The organism is Amycolatopsis sp. NPDC114484, from assembly GCF_055633755.1.
This window is the reverse complement of record NZ_JBVKDQ010000009.1, coordinates 109590-127053: the sequence shown is the minus strand read 5'-3', so window position 1 is coordinate 127053 and position 17464 is coordinate 109590. Positions and strand designations below refer to the sequence as shown.

15 protein-coding genes are annotated in these 17464 nt (G+C 68.5%); 13 read left to right on the top strand and 2 right to left on the bottom strand.

What is annotated here, in order from left to right; genetic code table 11:
• Positions 1-45 precede the first annotated feature (45 nt).
• The 3 genes from ACZ7SW_RS22860 to ACZ7SW_RS22850 all read left to right on the top strand — a co-directional run bounded on the left by ACZ7SW_RS22860 (position 46) and on the right by ACZ7SW_RS22850 (position 2519).
• The gene (locus tag ACZ7SW_RS22860; protein ID WP_470232432.1) at positions 46-540 is read left to right on the top strand and encodes a winged helix-turn-helix transcriptional regulator; all 495 of its coding nucleotides are present in this window, start codon (positions 46-48) and stop codon (positions 538-540) included.
• A gap of 165 nt (positions 541-705) precedes the next feature.
• Positions 706-1209: an RNA polymerase sigma factor gene (locus ACZ7SW_RS22855; RefSeq protein ID WP_470232431.1), complete on the top strand. Its 504-nt coding sequence runs from the start codon at positions 706-708 to the stop codon at positions 1207-1209.
• Between the two features lie 101 nt (positions 1210-1310).
• The gene (locus tag ACZ7SW_RS22850; protein WP_470232430.1) at positions 1311-2519 is read left to right on the top strand and encodes an FAD-dependent monooxygenase; all 1209 of its coding nucleotides are present in this window, start codon (positions 1311-1313) and stop codon (positions 2517-2519) included.
• A 6-nt stretch (positions 2520-2525) separates the two neighbouring features.
• Here the strand turns inward: ACZ7SW_RS22850 and ACZ7SW_RS22845 are convergent, their stop codons facing one another.
• A complete protein-coding gene (locus tag ACZ7SW_RS22845) occupies positions 2526-2978 on the bottom strand; it encodes a MarR family winged helix-turn-helix transcriptional regulator (RefSeq protein WP_470232429.1) in 453 nt (150 codons plus the stop codon).
• Between the two features lie 176 nt (positions 2979-3154).
• On the opposite strand from ACZ7SW_RS22845, the gene ACZ7SW_RS22840 reads away from it, so the two are divergent.
• Together ACZ7SW_RS22840 and ACZ7SW_RS22835 are read left to right on the top strand one after the other, a co-directional pair.
• Entirely contained in the window at positions 3155-4285 is a 1131-nt protein-coding gene (locus ACZ7SW_RS22840; RefSeq protein ID WP_470232428.1) for a dipeptidase, read from the top strand.
• Between the two features lie 37 nt (positions 4286-4322).
• The gene (locus ACZ7SW_RS22835; RefSeq protein WP_470232427.1) at positions 4323-4745 is read left to right on the top strand and encodes a LapA family protein; all 423 of its coding nucleotides are present in this window, start codon (positions 4323-4325) and stop codon (positions 4743-4745) included.
• A gap of 1 nt (position 4746) precedes the next feature.
• On the opposite strand, the gene ACZ7SW_RS22830 is transcribed toward ACZ7SW_RS22835, so the two are convergent.
• On the bottom strand, positions 4747-5505 hold the full coding sequence (locus ACZ7SW_RS22830; protein WP_470232426.1) for a maleylpyruvate isomerase mycothiol-dependent enzyme family protein: 759 nt from the start codon (positions 5503-5505) through the stop codon (positions 4747-4749).
• A 91-nt stretch (positions 5506-5596) separates the two neighbouring features.
• Between ACZ7SW_RS22830 and ACZ7SW_RS22825 the strand changes: the two genes are divergently transcribed.
• From ACZ7SW_RS22825 to ACZ7SW_RS22790, 8 genes are all read left to right on the top strand, one after another.
• Positions 5597-6388, top strand: a complete 792-nt coding sequence (locus ACZ7SW_RS22825; protein WP_470232425.1) for an Abi-alpha family protein — start codon at positions 5597-5599, stop codon at positions 6386-6388.
• A 5-nt stretch (positions 6389-6393) separates the two neighbouring features.
• Positions 6394-7638 carry a DUF445 domain-containing protein gene (locus ACZ7SW_RS22820; protein ID WP_470232424.1) on the top strand — a complete coding sequence of 415 codons (1245 nt, stop codon included), beginning with the start codon at positions 6394-6396 and terminating at the stop codon, positions 7636-7638.
• 47 nt (positions 7639-7685) lie between these two features.
• Positions 7686-10721 (top strand): patatin-like protein, encoded by a 3036-nt coding sequence (locus ACZ7SW_RS22815; protein ID WP_470232423.1) that lies wholly within the window; start codon positions 7686-7688, stop codon positions 10719-10721.
• A gap of 231 nt (positions 10722-10952) precedes the next feature.
• Positions 10953-11447, top strand: a complete 495-nt coding sequence (ectA, locus tag ACZ7SW_RS22810; RefSeq protein ID WP_470232422.1) for a diaminobutyrate acetyltransferase — start codon at positions 10953-10955, stop codon at positions 11445-11447.
• 41 nt (positions 11448-11488) lie between these two features.
• Positions 11489-12739: a diaminobutyrate--2-oxoglutarate transaminase gene (gene ectB, locus ACZ7SW_RS22805; protein ID WP_470232421.1), complete on the top strand. Its 1251-nt coding sequence runs from the start codon at positions 11489-11491 to the stop codon at positions 12737-12739.
• A gap of 31 nt (positions 12740-12770) precedes the next feature.
• Positions 12771-13163, top strand: coding sequence for an ectoine synthase (locus ACZ7SW_RS22800; RefSeq protein WP_470232420.1), 393 nt, complete (start codon positions 12771-12773; stop codon positions 13161-13163).
• A 66-nt stretch (positions 13164-13229) separates the two neighbouring features.
• Positions 13230-14132 (top strand): ectoine hydroxylase, encoded by a 903-nt coding sequence (thpD, locus tag ACZ7SW_RS22795; RefSeq protein WP_470232419.1) that lies wholly within the window; start codon positions 13230-13232, stop codon positions 14130-14132.
• A gap of 362 nt (positions 14133-14494) precedes the next feature.
• Positions 14495-17242, top strand: a complete 2748-nt coding sequence (locus tag ACZ7SW_RS22790; protein WP_470232418.1) for an AfsR/SARP family transcriptional regulator — start codon at positions 14495-14497, stop codon at positions 17240-17242.
• The last annotated feature ends 222 nt before the right edge of the window (positions 17243-17464 follow it).

Genomic DNA, 17464 nt, shown 5'->3' with positions numbered 1-17464 from the left:
TGCCGAAGGTGATGGTAAAGTGCAAGTGCTTGGAGGAGGTGTGCGATGCCGGACGGTCCGCGCTCGGGGTGCCCGATCAACGCCGCGATCGAGGTGATCGGCGACCGCTGGAGCCTGCTGGTCCTGCGCGACATCATGTTCGGCGACCGGCGGCATTTCCGGCAATTGCAATCGCAGTCCGAGGAGGGAATCGCGTCGAATATCCTCGCCGACCGATTGCGCACGCTGAGCGAAGCGGGATTGCTTACGCGTGACTCGGCCGGCCGCGGACAGCGCGCGACCTACAGCTTGACGGAAGCGGCGATTCAGCTGGTGCCGGTTTTGGTGCAGCTGGGAAGCTGGGGTTTGCGGCATCGGCCGACGACGCCGGAATTGCGCGTGCGGGCGGAACTGCTGGAAGCGGGCGGGCCGCCGCTGTGGGAGGAATTCATGGCGGAACTCCGGGAACGGCATTTGGGGATTCCCCGGCCCGGCGGCGACGGGCCGACGGCGACGGAACGGTTGGCGGCGGCTTACGCGGAGGCTGTCGCTCGGGGGTGACGCCGCTGTCTCGGGTCGGTTCGCCGACCTGCTGTGCCGAGGCGCTCGTCCGGCCCTGGATACCTCCCGAAGAAGTTGATCACTCGATTCGGCATTCGCCCCGTTGAGGAGGATCCTCCGGGATGCCCGGTTCGTCTGCCTTCCCGACTGAGGAAGGGAGCCGGGATGCCGGACGAGGACGAAGTGCGCCGGGCGTCGACGAAAATGTATCGGGTTGTCGGCTCGAATCCAGGCCTTCGCGGGGACACTGACGATGCTTGTCAAACGGCATGGCTGGAATTCCTGTGCCGTCAGCCGATTCTTCAGGATTCGAACGGCCTGACCGGTTGGTTGACCACTGTCGCGCGGAGACATGCGCTTCGGGCAGTCGAAAGTCGTTCGAAGGTGGCGTTTTTCGAAGACGCACAACTGGATGCGTATGCACCGACGGAGTCTCCGGAAAGGGAGGCCTTGGCCGGGGAATTGACGGCCGCGTTGTGGCGAGCGGTGGAGAAGTTCCCGGAACGCCACCGCCGGATGATGCTCCTGCTGGCGTACCGCCCGGAGCTTCGGCACGACCAGTTGGCCGCGGAGCTTGGCATCTCGCCGTCGAGCGTGAGCCGGATCCGGCGACGCTGTTTGACGGCGCTTCGGCGGAGGTTGGAGTCGGAGGGGTTCAGTTATCCATGACTATCCATGACCGGGGCGGCGGCGAGCCGAAAACCGCCGGTCGGGGCAGCGAACCACGGTACGATCCGGGCCGTGATCCGGACGGCGATCAGGGGGGCGCGGTGAGCGGTATCAACGTGTTGGTGGCGGGGGCGAGCATCGCGGGGCCCGCGCTGGCGCACTGGCTGCGCCGACGGGGAGCCGAGGTGACCGTCGTGGAGCGGGCCCCCGAGTTGCGCCCCGGCGGGCAGGCGGTGGACGCGCGCGGGGTGGCGAAGGAAGTCATCGCACGCATGGGACTGGACGTGGCGGTGCGCGCGGCGTGCACCGACACCGCGGGCGCGCACACCGTGGACGCGGACGGGCAAGTGCTGGAGACTTTCCGCGCTGACGACGACGGTGGCGACGGGTTCATCGCCGACATCGAGATCCTGCGCGGAGACCTCTCCCGGGTGCTCTACGACGACACCCGCGACGGCGTCGAGTACCTCTTCGGCGACCGGATCGCGGAACTCGCCCAGGACGCGGACGGGGTCGACGTGGTCTTCTCGGGCGGCGATCGGCGGCGCTTCGATCTGGTGGTCGGGGCCGACGGACTGCACTCGGCGCTGCGGGCGATGGTTTTCGGGCCGCATGAACGGTTTCTCCGCCACCTCGGGCACGTGCTGGCCTTCTACAGCGTGCCCAACGAGTTCGGGTTAGACCGCTGGCTGCTCGAATACCAGGATCAGGAATCCGGGCGCTCCGCCCTCCTGCGACCCATCCAGGACGCGACCCGCGCGATGGCGATGTTCTACTTCCCCTCGACCGATTTCGACGTCGACTACCGCGACGTCGCGGCACAGAAGGTTCTGCTGCGGGAGCGGATGGCCGGCCTCGGCTGGCGGACCGCGGACATCCTCGCGCACCTGGACGACACCCCGGACTTCTACCTCGACCAGGTCGCCCAAGTGGAGATGGACCGCTGGTCGAACGGGCGGGTAGGGCTGCTCGGGGACGCGGCGTTCAGCTCGTCGCCGATGTCCGGGCAGGGCACCGGGCTGGCCTTGGTGGGCGCCTATCTGCTGGCCGGTGAGCTGGCCGCCGCCGGATGGAACGCCGACACCGGGTTCGCTCGCTACGAGGCGCGGATGCGTTCGTTCGTCGAAGCCAACCAGGAGATCGGCCGGCTCAACGCCCGCAGCCGCGAGGTCCCCGGGCCAGACACCGGGCCGAGCCCCGATTTCGCCAGCGAATGGTTCATGGAGCTAGTCGGGCGCGCGATCAACGGCGTCGAACTGCCCGACTACGCGGGGGTTCCGGACTCGGGACCCTCCCCGGCCAAGCTGTAAGGGGGCTCAGCCGTTCACTGAGCGAAGAGTGCGCATAGCCTCCGCCAGCCCCGCGGCATCCGGGCCCAGCGGGGTAAGCACGATCCGCCGCAGGATCTCCGCACAAGCGGACCTCGCCTTGATCGCCACCTCGAGCCCGTGTTCGGTCAGCGCGGCGAACGTCACCCGGCGGTCCTCCGGGCTCGGGATCCGGCAGATCAGGTCCGCGGCGACCAACCGGTCCGCCACCTTCGTGAAACCCCCGCTCGACAGGGCGGCTTCGGTGGCGAGGCGGGTCATCGGCATCCGGTGTTCCGGGGACCGCACCAGGCGCAGCAGGATGTCGAACGACGCGGGGGCCAGGCCGAATCGTTCGGCGATCTCGCCCATCAGCGCGTTCTGCGTGGCCAGATAGCCCTCGATCACGAGGCCCCACCACGTCACGATCTCGTCGTCGTCCGTCTGCGGATCCGGGGTCATCTGCCGGAGTCTACCCCGAATACATCTTGCGCGCGAGAAGTTACCTGGACAACGAAGGCGCGGATCGGTGTTTCTTCTCAACGAAGCCATTTTGGCTCCGATGGCTGGCCGGGAGGGCATCAAGCGACCGTCGACGGAGTACGCGCGGCCAGGGCTTGGCTCGCTAGGGTCGAGGCATGACCGAGCTGACTCGCGCGCAAGACCTGCTCGCCACCACGATCCTCGCCGACGGACACAACGACCTGCCATGGGCGCTCCGCGACAAGGCCGGTCCGAATCCGGTCGAAGCGGTGGCCGGAGTGGATCTCACGGTGCCGCAGCCGACGCTGCACACCGACTTCCCCAAGCTCGCCGAAGGCAAGCTGGGCCTGCAGTTCTGGTCGGTGTACGTCCCGTGCGAGTTCAAGGGCGACAGCGCGGTCACCGCGGTACTGGAACAGATCGAGGTGGTTTACCAGCTCGCCGAGCGCTACCCCGAGCGGCTGCGGCTGGTGACCACGGCCGACGAGGCCGAGGCGGCGTTCGCGGATGGGCGGATCGCGTCGCTGCTCGGTGCCGAGGGCGGGCACAGCATCGCCGAATCCCTTGGGGTGCTGCGGATTCTGCGCCGGCTCGGCGTCCGGTACATGACGCTGACGCACAATTTCAACACCACCTGGGCGGACTCCGGAACCGACAAACCCGAGCACGACGGGCTGACCGAGTTCGGCCGCGAGGTCGTGCGCGAGATGAACCGGATCGGGATGCTGGTGGATCTTTCCCACGTCGCGCCGAGCACCATGCGCGCCGCGATCGAGGTGTCCAGTGCGCCGGTGATCTTCAGCCACTCGTCGTGCCGCGCGGTCAACGACCACCCGCGCAACATCCCGGACGACGTCCTCGCCCAGTTGCCCGGCAACGGCGGCGTCGCGATGATCACCTTCGTTCCCGCGTTCATCTCCGCCGCGGTCACCGAATGGGACAACCAGCTCAAGGACGCGATGACGGCGGCCGGGCAGGAGTTCCTCGACCTTGGCCAGCGCGGCCGGTTCGCCGAGACCTGGGACGCGCCGCCCAAGCCGAAGGCGACCGTCGAGGACGTCGTCGCGCACATCGAGCACGCGCGCGAGGTCGCCGGGATCGACCACATCGGGCTCGGCGGCGACTACGACGGTGTCGGCACTTTGCCCGAAGGCCTTGAGGACGTGTCGAAGTACCCGGTGCTCATCGCCGCGCTGATGGAGCGCGGCTGGAGCGACGAGGACTGCGCGAAACTCGCCGGCCGCAACACGCTGCGGGTGCTGCGCGAGGTCGACGGCAAAAACTGAATTAGCGCATCACGGCGAGTGGGCGGACAATCACGATATGTCCCACGCGCGAAACGACGACCCCACCGGGGCCGCGAAATCGGAAATTCCCGAGGCGCCGGGCACCGAGGTGCCCGGCGCGCTCGACCACGCCGCCCCCGGCACCGCACCGGGAGCCGAACCCGGACCACGACCGCCCGCCGCGAAACCGGCGAGCCGCCCCGGCCGGGGCAAGGTCAAGTCCACCCGCATCAGCGGCACCTGGGTCGCCGTGATCGTGGCGATCGTCGTGCTGGCGTTCCTGCTGGTGTTCATCCTGCAGAACCTGGACACGGCGACTGTGCACTTCCTCGGCGCGTCCGGCAGCATGCCGCTCGCGGTGGCCATGCTCTTCGCCGCTATCGCGGGTGCGGCTCTGGTCGCGCTGATCGGCGGCGCCCGCATCCTCCAGTTGCGGAAACAAGCTCGCCGACGACGCTGACTCAGCCGCACTCCTGAGCCCGCAAGCCCAGCAGGATCTCGCACACCGCGGGATCCCCGCTGAGCTGTACTCGCGCGCTCACTTCCGCCGCGGGCAATGTCCCGTTGCACAGCCGCCAGAACGAGTCCGCGTCAGTCGCCATCGAAGCCAGCGGAGACCGTGACGTTGCCGCACCCCGGTCGATCGTCCAACCCAGCGCTGTGGCGCGGGCGGTCCACCGTCCGGCTCCCTCCACCGAACAGGCCACCTGACGTCCGGCCCGCGCGGTCACCGCCCGCAACGTCTGCGGCAGCGAACGCAGAAACGTGTCGACCACCGGTGTCCGGAACTCCGGCTCGTCAAGCAGCGGAGCCTCGACGGCCTCCCGGATCTGCTGCTGATGCACCCACTGCTCCGCGTAATCGCGAGCGACCGTCAGCCACAACGGGGCCGCGGCAGGTTCGTCCAGATCCCGGTGCTTCCACAGTTCGGTCAGCTGCGTCGTGCTGTCCACGAACATCGCGAACAACACCTCCGGCGACAGCTGCCGGCAGGCGGAAACCCAAGACGTCCCGTCCGCGAAGTGGCCGTCGCGGTCCCGCGAGAGCCGCGTGAGCTTCAGCCCGAGGACGTGTGCGGTGAGGTCGTGCACCGTCCATTCGCCCAGTGCGGGCAAGCTCCACTCCGGCGTCCGAAGGTCGGAGAGAACTCCGATCAGCGCCTGTTCCTCGCGGACGAGCAGCGGCAGCACGTCGATCGGCGGTCCCCACGGCGCGGTCATGTGCGTCATCCAACACCCACCAGCCCGGCATCACAGGGCCGTTCGGCCTACTCGCAGGTAGCATCAGCGCGAACAGTGAGGGGAGCAGCCCGTGGACTACCAGCGACCGAACGGCCGGGGCACCGCCGAGGACGTGGCCAACCTGGCCCGCCGGGCCGGCCAGCTCGCCGGATGGGCGGCGCGCACCGGCTTCGACCTGACCCGCAAACTCCCCGGGATCGACACCGCCGAACGCGGCCTCAAGCAGGTCGAACGCGGGCTGCTGAGCGAGCTGCGCCGCCGCCTCGACGAGGTGGACGACCCCTATCACGCGGCGCTGACCGCGGCGTCGGCGATGAACCGGGCCGACATCGGCAGCCGCGCCGTCGAAACGACCGTGACGCTGGTGCCCGCCCGCGACCACGTCGAACCGCTGCGCGCGGCGATGGCCGAACTGCTCAACCATTCCATCGGCTTCGGCCGCGAGCGGGCCCGCGAATACCTGTACGCGATCATCCTCCGCCAGCTCACGCCCGACGAGGCGCGCATCCTCTCCGCGCTGTCCGACGGCTCCCCGTTCCCCGCGATCGACGTCGCCGAGCGCAGCGCCATCGGCGGCACCGGCCGGGTCGTGCTGCGCAACGCCTCGACGGTCGGCAAGGCCGCCGGGGTGTCCCTGCCGGACCAGGTGCCCGGCTACGTGACCCGGCTGATCGGTCTCGGACTGGTCGAACTGGACGAGGAGGTGCCCTCGCTCGAGACGCAGTACGAGATCCTGCTGACCGACGAGTCGGTCCGCGAGGTGGAGAAGCAGGTGAAGCGGATCAAGATCATCCGCCGCACTATCCACGTCTCGCGGCTCGGCGCGCAGTTCTGGCAGGCCTGCGACCCGAGCCTGGGCTGAACCCGATGGGCGAGTTCGTCTCGGGCGTCCTCGACGACTTCGTCCGGCACTGGCCGCTGTATGTCTCCATCCCGATCGTCGCCGCGCTGATCGGGTACGGCACGAAGCTGGTCGCGATCCGGATGATGTTCCAGCCGGTCGAGTTCATCGGCGTCAAACCGTTCCTCGGCTGGCAGGGCATCGTGCCCAAACGGGCCGCGCGGATGGCGAGCATCGCCTGCGACACGATGACCGAGCAGCTGATCAAACCGGCCGAGGTCGTCGCCCGGCTCGACGCCGACCGGATCGCGAAAGAGATCGAGAAACCGTTGCTCGCGGCGGTCGAGGACATCGTGCGCGAGGTGGCCGGGCACTACCAGCCGGGTCTGTGGGAATCGCTGCCGGTCGGCGTGCAGCGGCTGGTGATCCAGCGCGTGCAGGCCGAATCGCCGCACATGGTCAAGGCCGTGCTCGAACTCATTCAGTCCGATGTGGACAGTGTGTTCGACCTCAAGGGCATGGTGGTGACCAGCCTCGTCAAGGACAAGCGGCTGCTCAACCGGATCTTCCAGGAAGCGGGCGCGGAGGAGTTCAAGTTCATCGCGCGCTCCGGGCTGGTGTTCGGCGGCCTGATCGGCGTGATCCAGATGGTCGCGTGGGTGCTGTTCAAATTCCCGCCGATCATGCCGCTGTTCGGCCTCTTCACCGGCTGGTTCACCGACTGGCTCGCGCTGCGGATGATTTTCTACCCGCTGGAGCCGAAGAAATACTTCGGCGTCACCTGGCAGGGCCTGTTCCTCAAACGGCGCGCGGAGGTCGCCGAGGCCTACGGCGAGTTGATCGCGAAAGAAATCATCACGCCGCACAACGTCATCGAGGCGGTGCTGCAGGGCCCGCTTTCCGACCGCGTGCTCGCGCTCATTCAGCGGCAGCTAGACCGCGAGCTCGGCCGGGCGGCGAACGTGGCGAAACCGTTGCTGGTCTTCGCCATCGGCAGCCGCCGCTACCAGGACATGAAGCTGGCCATCTCGGAGCAGATCATGACCCGGCTGCCGGAGACGATGCGCTACATCGAGGATTACGCCACCGACGCGATGGACATCCGGAACGTCCTGGTCGGCAAGATGAAGGAATTGTCGCCCGAGGAGTTCGAACAACTGTTGCGGCCGGCTTTCCAGCAGGACGAATGGATTCTCATCGCGACCGGCGCGGTGCTCGGATTCGCGGTCGGCGAGGCGCAGGTGCTCGTGCTGGAGCATCTGGCCACCTAAAACCTCCCCCTTGTGGAGGAGCGGGCTGGGCCGGGAGACTGACCCTCATGGGTGAGACGGCGGTGCCGTGGCCGCAGGAAATCAGGATCGCGATGGCCATGGTGGGGGGATCCAGCCTGGCAGTGTGGATGGGGGGAGTCGCTACCGAGACGTCGGCGTTGCTGCACGCTTCGCGCACGCCGGACGAGAGTAACGGCTACCGGAAACTGCTCGACCTTTTGCACGCTTCGGTCCGCCTCGACGTGCTCACCGGCACGAGCGCGGGCGGCATCAACGCCGCGTGCCTCGGTTTGGCGGAGGCGTACCGGTCGACGCCCGCGATCTTGCGCGACACCTGGTTCTCCGCCGGGTCGCTGGAGAACCTGATCCGCGATCCGGGCGAGACGCGGCCGCGTTCGGTGCTCAACGGCGACAAGGTGCTGCTGAGCGGGCTGGTCCAGGCGATGCACGACATCACCGGGGCCGGCGTCGTGCCCACCGAGCCGCCGGACGTGACCGTGCTGCTCACCGGGACCATGATCGACGGCGAGACCACGCAGTACGACGACGCGCTCGGAAACCGCGTGCGGGACACCGAACATCGCATGCTGTTCCGCTTCGACGGTCCATTGTGGAATAACCAGGTGCACGGCCCGCTCGCACTCGCCGCGCGGTCGAGCGCGTCCTTCCCCGGCGCCTTCGAGCTGTCCCGAATGCCGATCGGTCCCGAGGCGGCGGACCGGCTGCATCCGGACATGACCGACTACACGGACCTGGTGCGTTCGCATTGGCTCGCCGACGGCGGCGTGCTGGTGAACAAACCGCTGCGGCCGGCGTTGCGGGAGATCTTCGAGCGCTCGTCCTCGACGGATGTGCGGCGGCTGCTGCTGTACGTCGTCCCGAAGGTCGACGGCGAAGCCAAGCCGATGGCCTGCGACGCGGCCGAGCCGCCGATGCTCGGCACCGCGCTGGGGAAGGTCGCGTCGACGATCATGAGCCAGACCATCAGTGTCGAGCTGGAGGAATTGAGCAGGCACAACTCTTCGGTCACGCGCACCCGGGACACGCGGGTCGCGCTCGCTTCGCTCGGGTTGCGCGGCGGGCAGCTGGTGGACGACCGGGTGCACCGGGCGTACCTCGACCGCCGGGTCGCTCTCGACGCGGCCGACCTGGTGCGAGCGGCCACCCGCCATTACGAGCTGTCCGATGAGGACGGTGGATGGGCGGCCGGGAATTCGGCACTGCTGCAAGACATCGCCGCTGACGGACTGCGCCGCGGGATACCGGACACGGTGCCCGGCGAGTCGGTCACCGTCGGCGAGATGGTCCGTTACCGCACCTCGACGCTGGAGGACGCGGTCGCCACCGGGATCCAGCTGATCAACGCGGGCTTCCGGATGGGCCCGGATCTCGAGCAGGCGACGCGGCTCAACGAGGCCCGCACAAGGATGCACGCCGCCCGCCGGAGCGCGGCTCGCGACACCCGGCTGCCCGCGTGGGTGGCGCGGCACGAGCCGCCGAAGCCGGGCATCGCGATGCCGGACTGGATCGGCCAGCTCGCCGTCGAATGGGCCGATCTCGGGGCGTCGGACGCGGTACGCGAGGCGTGGCCGGAGCTGGTCGGTGCGCTGCGGTCGGCGGCTCCGGTGCTGCAAGCGTTGTCGGGCAAGGAAAACCAGTGGTCGGCGGACGCGGCCGACACCGTGACGACGCTGCTGGACTGGTTCGGCCTGGACAACGCGGACGTCGCGGACGGGTTCGTGATGGCGCGTTTCCTGTTGCTGCACATGGCAACGCGCGGTCTGCTGGCCGAAGCGCCGGCGGTGGACCAGCGTGTCGATCTGGTGCAGATGAGCGCGGACAGCCGGACCCTGCTGGATCTGGCGAGGCCCCGCGGCCGGGACAAGCTGACCGGGACGCAGGCGAACAACTTCGGTGCGTTCTACAAAGCTTCCTGGCGCGCGAACGACTGGATGTGGGGCCGGATCGACGGCGCGGGCTGGCTGATGCAGTGCCTGCTCGACCCGAAACGCCTGCGGGTGCTGCGCGACATCGTGGGCCCCGAGGAATTCCGGGAGCAGGTAAGGACAACGTTCCTCGCGATTGGCTGGGAGCCTCCTTCCCCCGCGGACAACGGGATGCCCGCGGACCTGCCCGGGTTGCTCGCGCAGCTGAGCGACGAGCTGGCTTTCCTTGGCCTGGACGCGAATCTGTCGCCGGTCGACTTCGGGAAGGAAATGCCGACCAGCCTTCCGGTGACGTCGATGGTGCTGGCGAAGCCGCGGCAGCTGGCCATCGCGCGGGAGGAATTGCCGGTGCTCGCGCGCCAGGCCGAGGAGGACGCGAAGGAGGGCAACGGAAAAGCGTCGGAGAGTTTCCGGAAGCTGATGGTTTCCCGGCCGCTCGAACAAAAAGACCGGAAAACCGCCGCCCAGCCGGAAAACTCCGGTCAGCAGGACGCGGCTCAGCGCGCTTTCCAAGCCTGCCAGGTCTCCGCCGAACGCTTCGAGGGCGAACTCGGCAGCACTCTGCTCGCTAAAACCATTGTCAAAGCCGGGGCCGCCGGGCTCAACGCCGCGTCCACCGCCACCCGGGTCCCGAAAACGCTCCAGCCGCTGGCGAAATTCGCGCAGCTCAGCAGCCGCAGTTCGTGGTGGGTGACGCAGGGCGCGACGCGGCTGGGCCGTCCCTGGAACCTGCTCGCCGCCGCCATCACCGCGATCGCCGGATTCGTGCTCAGCGGCGAAGGCGGATCCGTCCTGCAGTGGCTCGGCCTGCCGGTCGCCGGCGGTGCGCTCGTGTTCCTCGTGGTGAGTCTGCTGACGCTGAGGCGCACGTGGCGAATGGTGCTCACGGTTCTGGGCGTGCTGGTGATAGCCGCGTTGCTGTTCGCGGCTTTCCTGCCGCCGATCGCGCAGCCGTTCTTCGGCTGGCTCGGTACCGTTGTGGACGGCTGGCGGCGCGGGCAGGCTCCACTGTGGTGGCTCGCCGTCGTCGCGCTGCTCCTGCTGCCCGCGGTCTGGACCCCGCTGTCCGGGCTGGGACGGCGCGGCCGGAAGAAGCGGCGGTCGCGTGCGGACAGTCCGCGCTCCAGCCCCAGGTAGAGCACGATTTTCGGCGCTGGAGTTGCGGTAGCGCCGACGAGGGCCCATGGTCTGGGGTCACAGGTCGCATACCGAAGGTGTGCGGCCCAGGCGGACGCGTGCCCAGAACCGCGCCCCGCTAAACATGTTTGTGGTCCTCCTCACCGGGGTATCCACGTCATCCCTGGTGAGGGCGGTGGGCGTGGCATGGATCGCTGGCGGCGCGAAAATTCTCTGTTACGTTTCCAAAGTATGTCCGGAAAGCACTTGATCGAATCCCCGACCAAGGCCGATGGTGCCGCTCTCTGGCGAATCGCGCGCGATTCGCAGAAGCTTGATCTCAACTCGCCGTATGCGTACCTGTTGTGGTGCAAGGATTTCGCGGAGACCTCGGTCGTCGCCCGCGTCGACGGTGAGCCAGTCGGATTCGTGATCGCTTACCGAAGGCCGGCCGCGCCCGACGTCGCGCTCGTGTGGCAGGTCGCCGTCGACGCTTCGCAGCGCGGAAAAGGCCTGGCCGGGCAGTTGCTGGACAGTCTGTACACGCGTCTGGTCGGCGAGGGCGTGCGATACCTGGAAACCACGATCACTCCGGACAACCAGGCCTCGATCCGGCTGTTCGAGTCGTTCGCGAAGCGCTGGAACGCGGATCTGGAACACCGCCGGTTGTTCGAAGTCGCTGATTTTCCGCAGGGGGAGGCACACGAACCCGAGGATCTTTACCGCATCGGGCCGTTGCGCCGCTAATAACCCGTCAATTTCGCCGAGTAGGAGCGAAAGAAATCGTCATGAGCATCTTCGAAGAGCTCGAATCAGAAGTCCGCAGTTACAGCCGGGGGTGGCCGGTCGTCTTCGACCGGGCGCAGGGCAGCAGGCTCTACAGCGAGGACGGCAAGCCCTACCTCGACTTCTTCGCCGGCGCCGGCGCGCTGAACTACGGGCACAACAACCCGCACCTGAAGAAGGCGCTGATCGACTACATCCAGCGCGACGGCGTCACGCACGCGCTCGACATGTACACGGTCGCGAAGCGGGACTTCCTGGAGACCTTCCGGGACAAGATCCTCGCGCCGCGCGAGCTGGACTACAAGATCGTCTTCCCCGGCCCCGGCGGGGCGAACGCCGTGGAGGCCGCGCTCAAGCTGGCGCGCAAGGTGACCGGCAAGGAATCGGTCATCAACTTCACCAACGCGTTCCACGGCATGACGCTCGGCGCGCTGTCGGTCACCGGCAACTCGATGAAGCGCGGCGCCGCGGGCATCCCGCTGGTGCACGCCACGCCGATGCCGTACGACAAGTACTTCGACGGCGCGATGCCGGACTTCATGTACTTCGAGAAGCTGCTCGAAGACTCCGGCAGCGGCCTGAACGAGCCCGCCGCGGTGATCGTGGAGGGCGTGCAGGGCGAGGGCGGCATCAACGCCGCGCGCCTGGAATGGCTCAAGGGCCTCGACGACCTGTGCAAGCGGCACAACATCCTGCTCATCCTCGACGACGTGCAGATGGGCTGCGGCCGCACCGGCCCGTTCTTCAGCTTCGAGGACGCCGGCATCTCGCCGGACATCGTCTGCCTGTCGAAGTCGATCGGCGGCTACGGCCTCCCGATGGCGCTCACGCTGATCAAGCCGGAGCTGGACGTCTGGGAGCCGGGCGAGCACAACGGCACCTTCCGCGGCATCAGCCCGGCGTTCGTCACCGCGACCGAGGCGCTGCGCGTCTACTGGAGCGACGACGAGCTGGAGAAGTCCACCAAGGCCAAGGGCGAGCGCATCGCGAGCACCTTCAAGGACCTCGTGGAGACCTACCCGGAGGCGAACCTCGTCGCGAAGGGCCGCGGTCTGGCGCGCGGTCTCGAGTTCGCGAACGGCGAGCTGGCCGGCGCGGTCTGCAAGGAGGCCTTCGAGCGCGGCCTGCTGATGGAGACCTCCGGCCCGGACGGCGAAGTGATGAAACTGCTGCCGCCGCTTACCCTCACCGACGAAGAACTGAGCGAAGGCCTCGCGATCATCACCGAGTCCGTCGCCGCCGTTCTCAAGTAACTGCCCCGAAGAACAAGAAGGAGCCCTTCACTTGCTGGTCCGCACACTCGACGAGATCACCGACACCGACGCTGACATCAAGACCGAGAACTGGCGCAGCAAGCGCATCATCCTCGCGAAGGAGGGCGTCGGCTTCTCGGTGCACGAGACGACGCTGTACGCGGGCACGGTGAACGACTTCTGGTACGCCAACCACATCGAGGCCGTTTTCATCACTTCCGGTGAAGGCGAGATCGAAGACCTCGCCACCGGCGAGGTGCACCCGCTCAAGCCGGGCACGCTGTACCTGCTGAACGACCACGACAAGCACCAGGTCCGGCCGAAGACCGAGATCAAGTGCGTGTGCGTGTTCAACCCGCCGGTCACCGGCCGCGAGGTGCACGACGAGAACGGGGTCTACCCGCTCGTCACCGAAGAGTCCTGACACTGAGCCGCTCCCACCACCACCCCGAGAAAGAAGAAACGCCAGAAGAACTGGAGGCGAGCCACTGTGACGATCATGGACACCCGGGTCGACGACGGTTACCCGACCCGGATCACCGGTACGCCGGAGCATCTTCCGCGCGTGCACCCCACGGTGTGGGGTACCGAGGCTGACGGCCCGATCGACGCCGCGACCCTGGCGAACCACGACGCCAAGGGCTACACGGTCGTGGACGGACTGCTCTCGCCCGGTGAGGTCCAGACGTACTGGCAGGAGGTCGTCCGGCTGTCGTCGGACGAGACGCTGCGCGACGACGAGCGCGTCATCACCGAGGCCCGGACCGGCGAGGTCCGCTCGATCTTCGACGTGCACGAGATCTCCGGCCTGATCGCCGAGCTGATCCGCGATCCGCGGGTGCTCGACCGGGCCCGGCAGATCCTCGGCTCCGAGGTCTACATCCACCAGAGCCGGATCAACTACATGCCGGGCTTCAAGGGCACCGGCTTCTACTGGCATTCCGATTTCGAGACGTGGCACGCGGAGGACGGCATGCCGTCGCCGCGTGCGGTGAGCTGCTCGATCGCGCTCACCGACAACTACCCGTACAACGGCGGGCTCATGGTCATGCCGGGCTCCCAGCGCACGTTCGTGCAGTGCGTCGGCGAGACCCCGGACGCCAACTACAAGAGCTCGCTCAAGGACCAGCGGGTGGGCGTGCCGTCGCCGGACGACATCACGAAGCTCGCCGCCGACTACAGCATCGACCAGTTCACCGGTTCGGCCGGTTCGGCGCTGTGGTTCGACTCGAACATCATGCACGGCTCGTCGAACAACATCACGCCGTATCCGCGCTCGAACATCTTCCTGGTGTTCAACAGCGTGGAGAACGCGCTGCAGGAGCCGTTCGCCGCGAGCCAGCGGCGGCCGTCGTTCATCGCCGGCCGCGACACCACGCCGATCACGCGGTGACCAGCGTTACCTTCGCCAACCGGCGGGTCGCTCGTAACGAAGAATGTGCGCCCTGTTACGTTGGCGCCACCTCGCAGCTCGTCTGCGGGGGCATGGTTGTCCGCGGCGGTCCGGGTTCTTGCTCGGGGTGAGCCCCCCCGAACCGCGGGCGGACGGCCGCGATGCACGGGTGGACCGCGCCCCCTGGCGGCCCGGCCGACGATCATTGAGTCCGGCCCCGCACCATCAGATCGGGACTGATGGAGCGGGGCCGGACTTGTCTTTTCCGGGTCGAAATTCACGAAAGAGCGGTGTCTGCGGGCTGCCGCTGACGGTAGGTTGACCTGTCTGGCTGGGGGTGAGCCTGGGAGGTGCGCGCGAGCATGGCCGACGCCGGCGCGCGGGTCGAACTGCTCGGCCCGGTGCGGCTGCTCGACGGCAGCCGTGCGGTTCCCGTCGGCGGTCCTGGGGTGAAGGGGCTGCTGGCGCTGCTCGCGCTGCGCGTGGGCAAGGTGGTGCCGCTCGAGGAGATCATCGACGCGCTGTGGGGCCACGATCCTCCCGCCACCGCCCGCACCATCGTGCACGGCAACGTGTCGCAGCTGCGGCGTCTGCTGCGGGAGATGGCCGAACCGGTCGCGGTGATCAACACCCGGCCGCCCGGCTACCAGCTTTCCCTCGCCCCGGAGCGGATCGACGCGCACCGCGCGCGGGCGCTGCTCGACCAGGCCGCGCTGGAACCGCCGGAGAGCGCCTCGAAGCTGCTCGCCGAAGCGCTCTCGCTGTGGCAGGGCCCGACGCTGTCCGGTGTGCCCGATTCGGTGCGGGCACCCGAATTGGACGAGCTGCGGCACGCGATCCGCTACGCCCGGGTCAACGCGGATCTCGACCTCGGCCGTTACGACGAGCTGATCGTGGAGCTGAGCCCGATCGTCCGCGCCGATCCGCTCGCCGAACGCATCGCCGGACAGCTGATGCGCGCGCTCTACCACGCCGGGCGGCGCGGGGAGGCGCTCGAGCTGTACCGCACCGTCTCGCGGGCCACGCTCGGCTCGCTCGGCGTCGAACCCGGCGCCGATCTGCGCTCGCTGCACGAGCGGGTGCTCAACGACGATCTCGCCGCGCACGAGGGCGCGGTGCCGGAGCAGGCCGTCGCGCCGTCTCAGCTGCCGCCTGCGCTGCCGACGCTGGCCGGGCGTGAGGCGGAGGTGGAATGGCTCGACGGGCTCGCCGAACGCGGCGACAGCACGGTGATCGTGTCCGGCACCGCCGGGGTCGGCAAGAGCGCGCTGGTCATCTGGTGGGCGCATCGCGCGGCCCGGTTGTTCCCGGACGGGGTGCTGTACGCGGCGCTGCAAGGGTTTGACCCGCACCACGCGCCGCTGGAGCCGGGCGATCTGCTGTCGCAGTTCCTGCTCGGCCTCGGCGTGCCCGCCGACGAGGTGCCGGAGCACGGGCACGAACGCGTCGCGCTGTACCGCTCGCTGATCGCCGGGCGGCGCATGCTCGTGCTGCTCGACGACGCGCGTTCGGCCGAACAGGTGCGTCCGTTGCTGCCGCCGGGCGCGCGGTCGATGACGGTGGTGACCAGCCGGTCGCGGTTGGAGGCGCTGGCGGTGTCCCACGCGGCGAAGCTGCGCGTGCTCGGCACGCTCGCGCCGGAAGCCGCGGTGAGCGTGATCGAGGAATTGGCCGGCCCCGCGGACTTCGACCTCAACCACGCGCTGGCCCGGCTGTGCGGTTATCTGCCGCTCGCGCTGCGGATCGCCGGGGCCCGGCTCGCCGCTAGTCCACAGTGGACACTCAAGGACCTCGTCGGAGAGCTGGGAAACGAACGCACCCGGCTGGCCGGCCTGGACGTGACCGGAGCCGACGACGGCGTGCGGGCCGCGTTCGACGTCTCGTTCCGCGGCCTGCCCGACGGCCTCGCCCGGACGCTGCTGCGGCTGGGCGCGGTGCCCGCGCGGCACACCGGACCGCATCTGACGGCGGCCATCGCGGAGATCCCGGTAGCGCAGGCTCGCCGCGAACTGCGCACGCTCGCCGCGCACAACCTGATCGCCGAAACCTCGCGCGACGCCTTCGCCCCGCACGACCTGGTCCGGCTCTATCTGCGCGAACTCGCGGAAACCGAACTGGACCCGGCGGAACGCGTGGCGGTGCTCGACCGGGCGATCCGCTATCACCAGGCCGCCTCGGACACCGCGCGCCGGAAGATGCTCCGCATCGTCGACCCACTCGACCTGACCGGCCTCGTGCCGCCGGACGCGCTGCCGCCGCTGGAGACCTTCGCCCAGGCCCAGGACTGGTTCGCCGCGGAATGGCCGAACCTGCTGGCCGTGCTGGACGCCGCGCACGCAGACGGCCGCTACGCCGACGTCTGGCGGCTCGCCCGCGTCGCGCACACCTACCGGGTCGTCTGCCCGCTGTACGAGGAATGGATCCGGCTGGTCGACCTCGGCTTGGCCGCGGCTGAGGCCGCGAACGAACCGCTCGGGCAGTGCTGGATGCTGATCTCCCGCTGCGCCATCGCGCTCACCTTCGAGCTGTCGCAGGGCAGCATCGCCGACGCCGAACGCGCGGTCGGCCTGGCCACCAGGCTCGACGGGCGTTCGCTCATCGTCGCCAAGATCCACCTCGGCAGCGTGCTGACCCTGCTCGGCCGCTACTCCGAGGCGATCGAACGGCTGCTGGAGGCGGTCGCGGAGACCGAACGCACCGGTGACCTCGAACTGCGCGGCCAGGCGCTCAACAACTGCGCCGAGACGGAGAAGCGCGCCGGTCGTCCGATCGAGGCGATCACGCATCAGCTGGCCTCGCTGGAGATAGACCGCGAGCTCGGCGACGACAGCTACGCCGTGGTGTCGCTGAACAACCTCGCCGAACTGCACCTGGACATCGGCGAACTGGAAGCGGCCGAAGGCTACGCGCGGGAGGCCGTCTCGCTGGCGGTGGCGCGGCAGTTCGAGCTGCAAGAGGGCATCCTGCGGGTGACTTTGGCGCGGATCCTGCGCGCGCAGGAGCGGTTGGATTCGGCGCGGGAGCAGTACCGGCGCGCGGTGGCGCTGTACGAGCGGATGAACCCGCGGCAGGTCGAGGACTTGCGCAAGGAAGCTGCCGACCTGGAGTGAGCGGCGATGCCGGGAGCTTAGGGCGGCGCCGCGGGTGAGGCCGGAAGGCGGGCTGGCGGTCCTTCACAGAGTTGAAGGCGACGCGCCTTAAGTTCTCGGCAGGGGAGTGAGCGGACAGTCGGCGAGCCCGGCTCTTGTACAACGTTCAGCTGTGTTTTCGCAGGTCTACGTGGTAATAATCGCGCCCGCTTAGCGGATTCTTAGCCATTGGGCGGTCAGCGC

Excerpts from the sequence above, each read along its gene's own strand:
- ACZ7SW_RS22860 (WP_470232432.1), top strand. The coding sequence starts at position 46 with ATGCCGGACGGTCCGCGCTCGGGGTGCCCGATCAACGCCGCGATCGAG.
- ACZ7SW_RS22855 (WP_470232431.1), top strand. The coding sequence starts at position 706 with ATGCCGGACGAGGACGAAGTGCGCCGGGCGTCGACGAAAATGTATCGG.
- ACZ7SW_RS22845 (WP_470232429.1), bottom strand. The coding sequence starts at position 2,978 with ATGACCCCGGATCCGCAGACGGACGACGACGAGATCGTGACGTGGTGG.
- ACZ7SW_RS22840 (WP_470232428.1), top strand. The coding sequence starts at position 3,155 with ATGACCGAGCTGACTCGCGCGCAAGACCTGCTCGCCACCACGATCCTC.
- ACZ7SW_RS22835 (WP_470232427.1), top strand. The coding sequence starts at position 4,323 with ATGTCCCACGCGCGAAACGACGACCCCACCGGGGCCGCGAAATCGGAA.
- ACZ7SW_RS22830 (WP_470232426.1), bottom strand. The coding sequence starts at position 5,505 with ATGACCGCGCCGTGGGGACCGCCGATCGACGTGCTGCCGCTGCTCGTC.
- ACZ7SW_RS22820 (WP_470232424.1), top strand. The coding sequence starts at position 6,394 with ATGGGCGAGTTCGTCTCGGGCGTCCTCGACGACTTCGTCCGGCACTGG.
- ACZ7SW_RS22815 (WP_470232423.1), top strand. The coding sequence starts at position 7,686 with ATGGGTGAGACGGCGGTGCCGTGGCCGCAGGAAATCAGGATCGCGATG.
- ectA (WP_470232422.1), top strand. The coding sequence starts at position 10,953 with ATGTCCGGAAAGCACTTGATCGAATCCCCGACCAAGGCCGATGGTGCC.
- ectB (WP_470232421.1), top strand. The coding sequence starts at position 11,489 with ATGAGCATCTTCGAAGAGCTCGAATCAGAAGTCCGCAGTTACAGCCGG.
- ACZ7SW_RS22790 (WP_470232418.1), top strand. The coding sequence starts at position 14,495 with ATGGCCGACGCCGGCGCGCGGGTCGAACTGCTCGGCCCGGTGCGGCTG.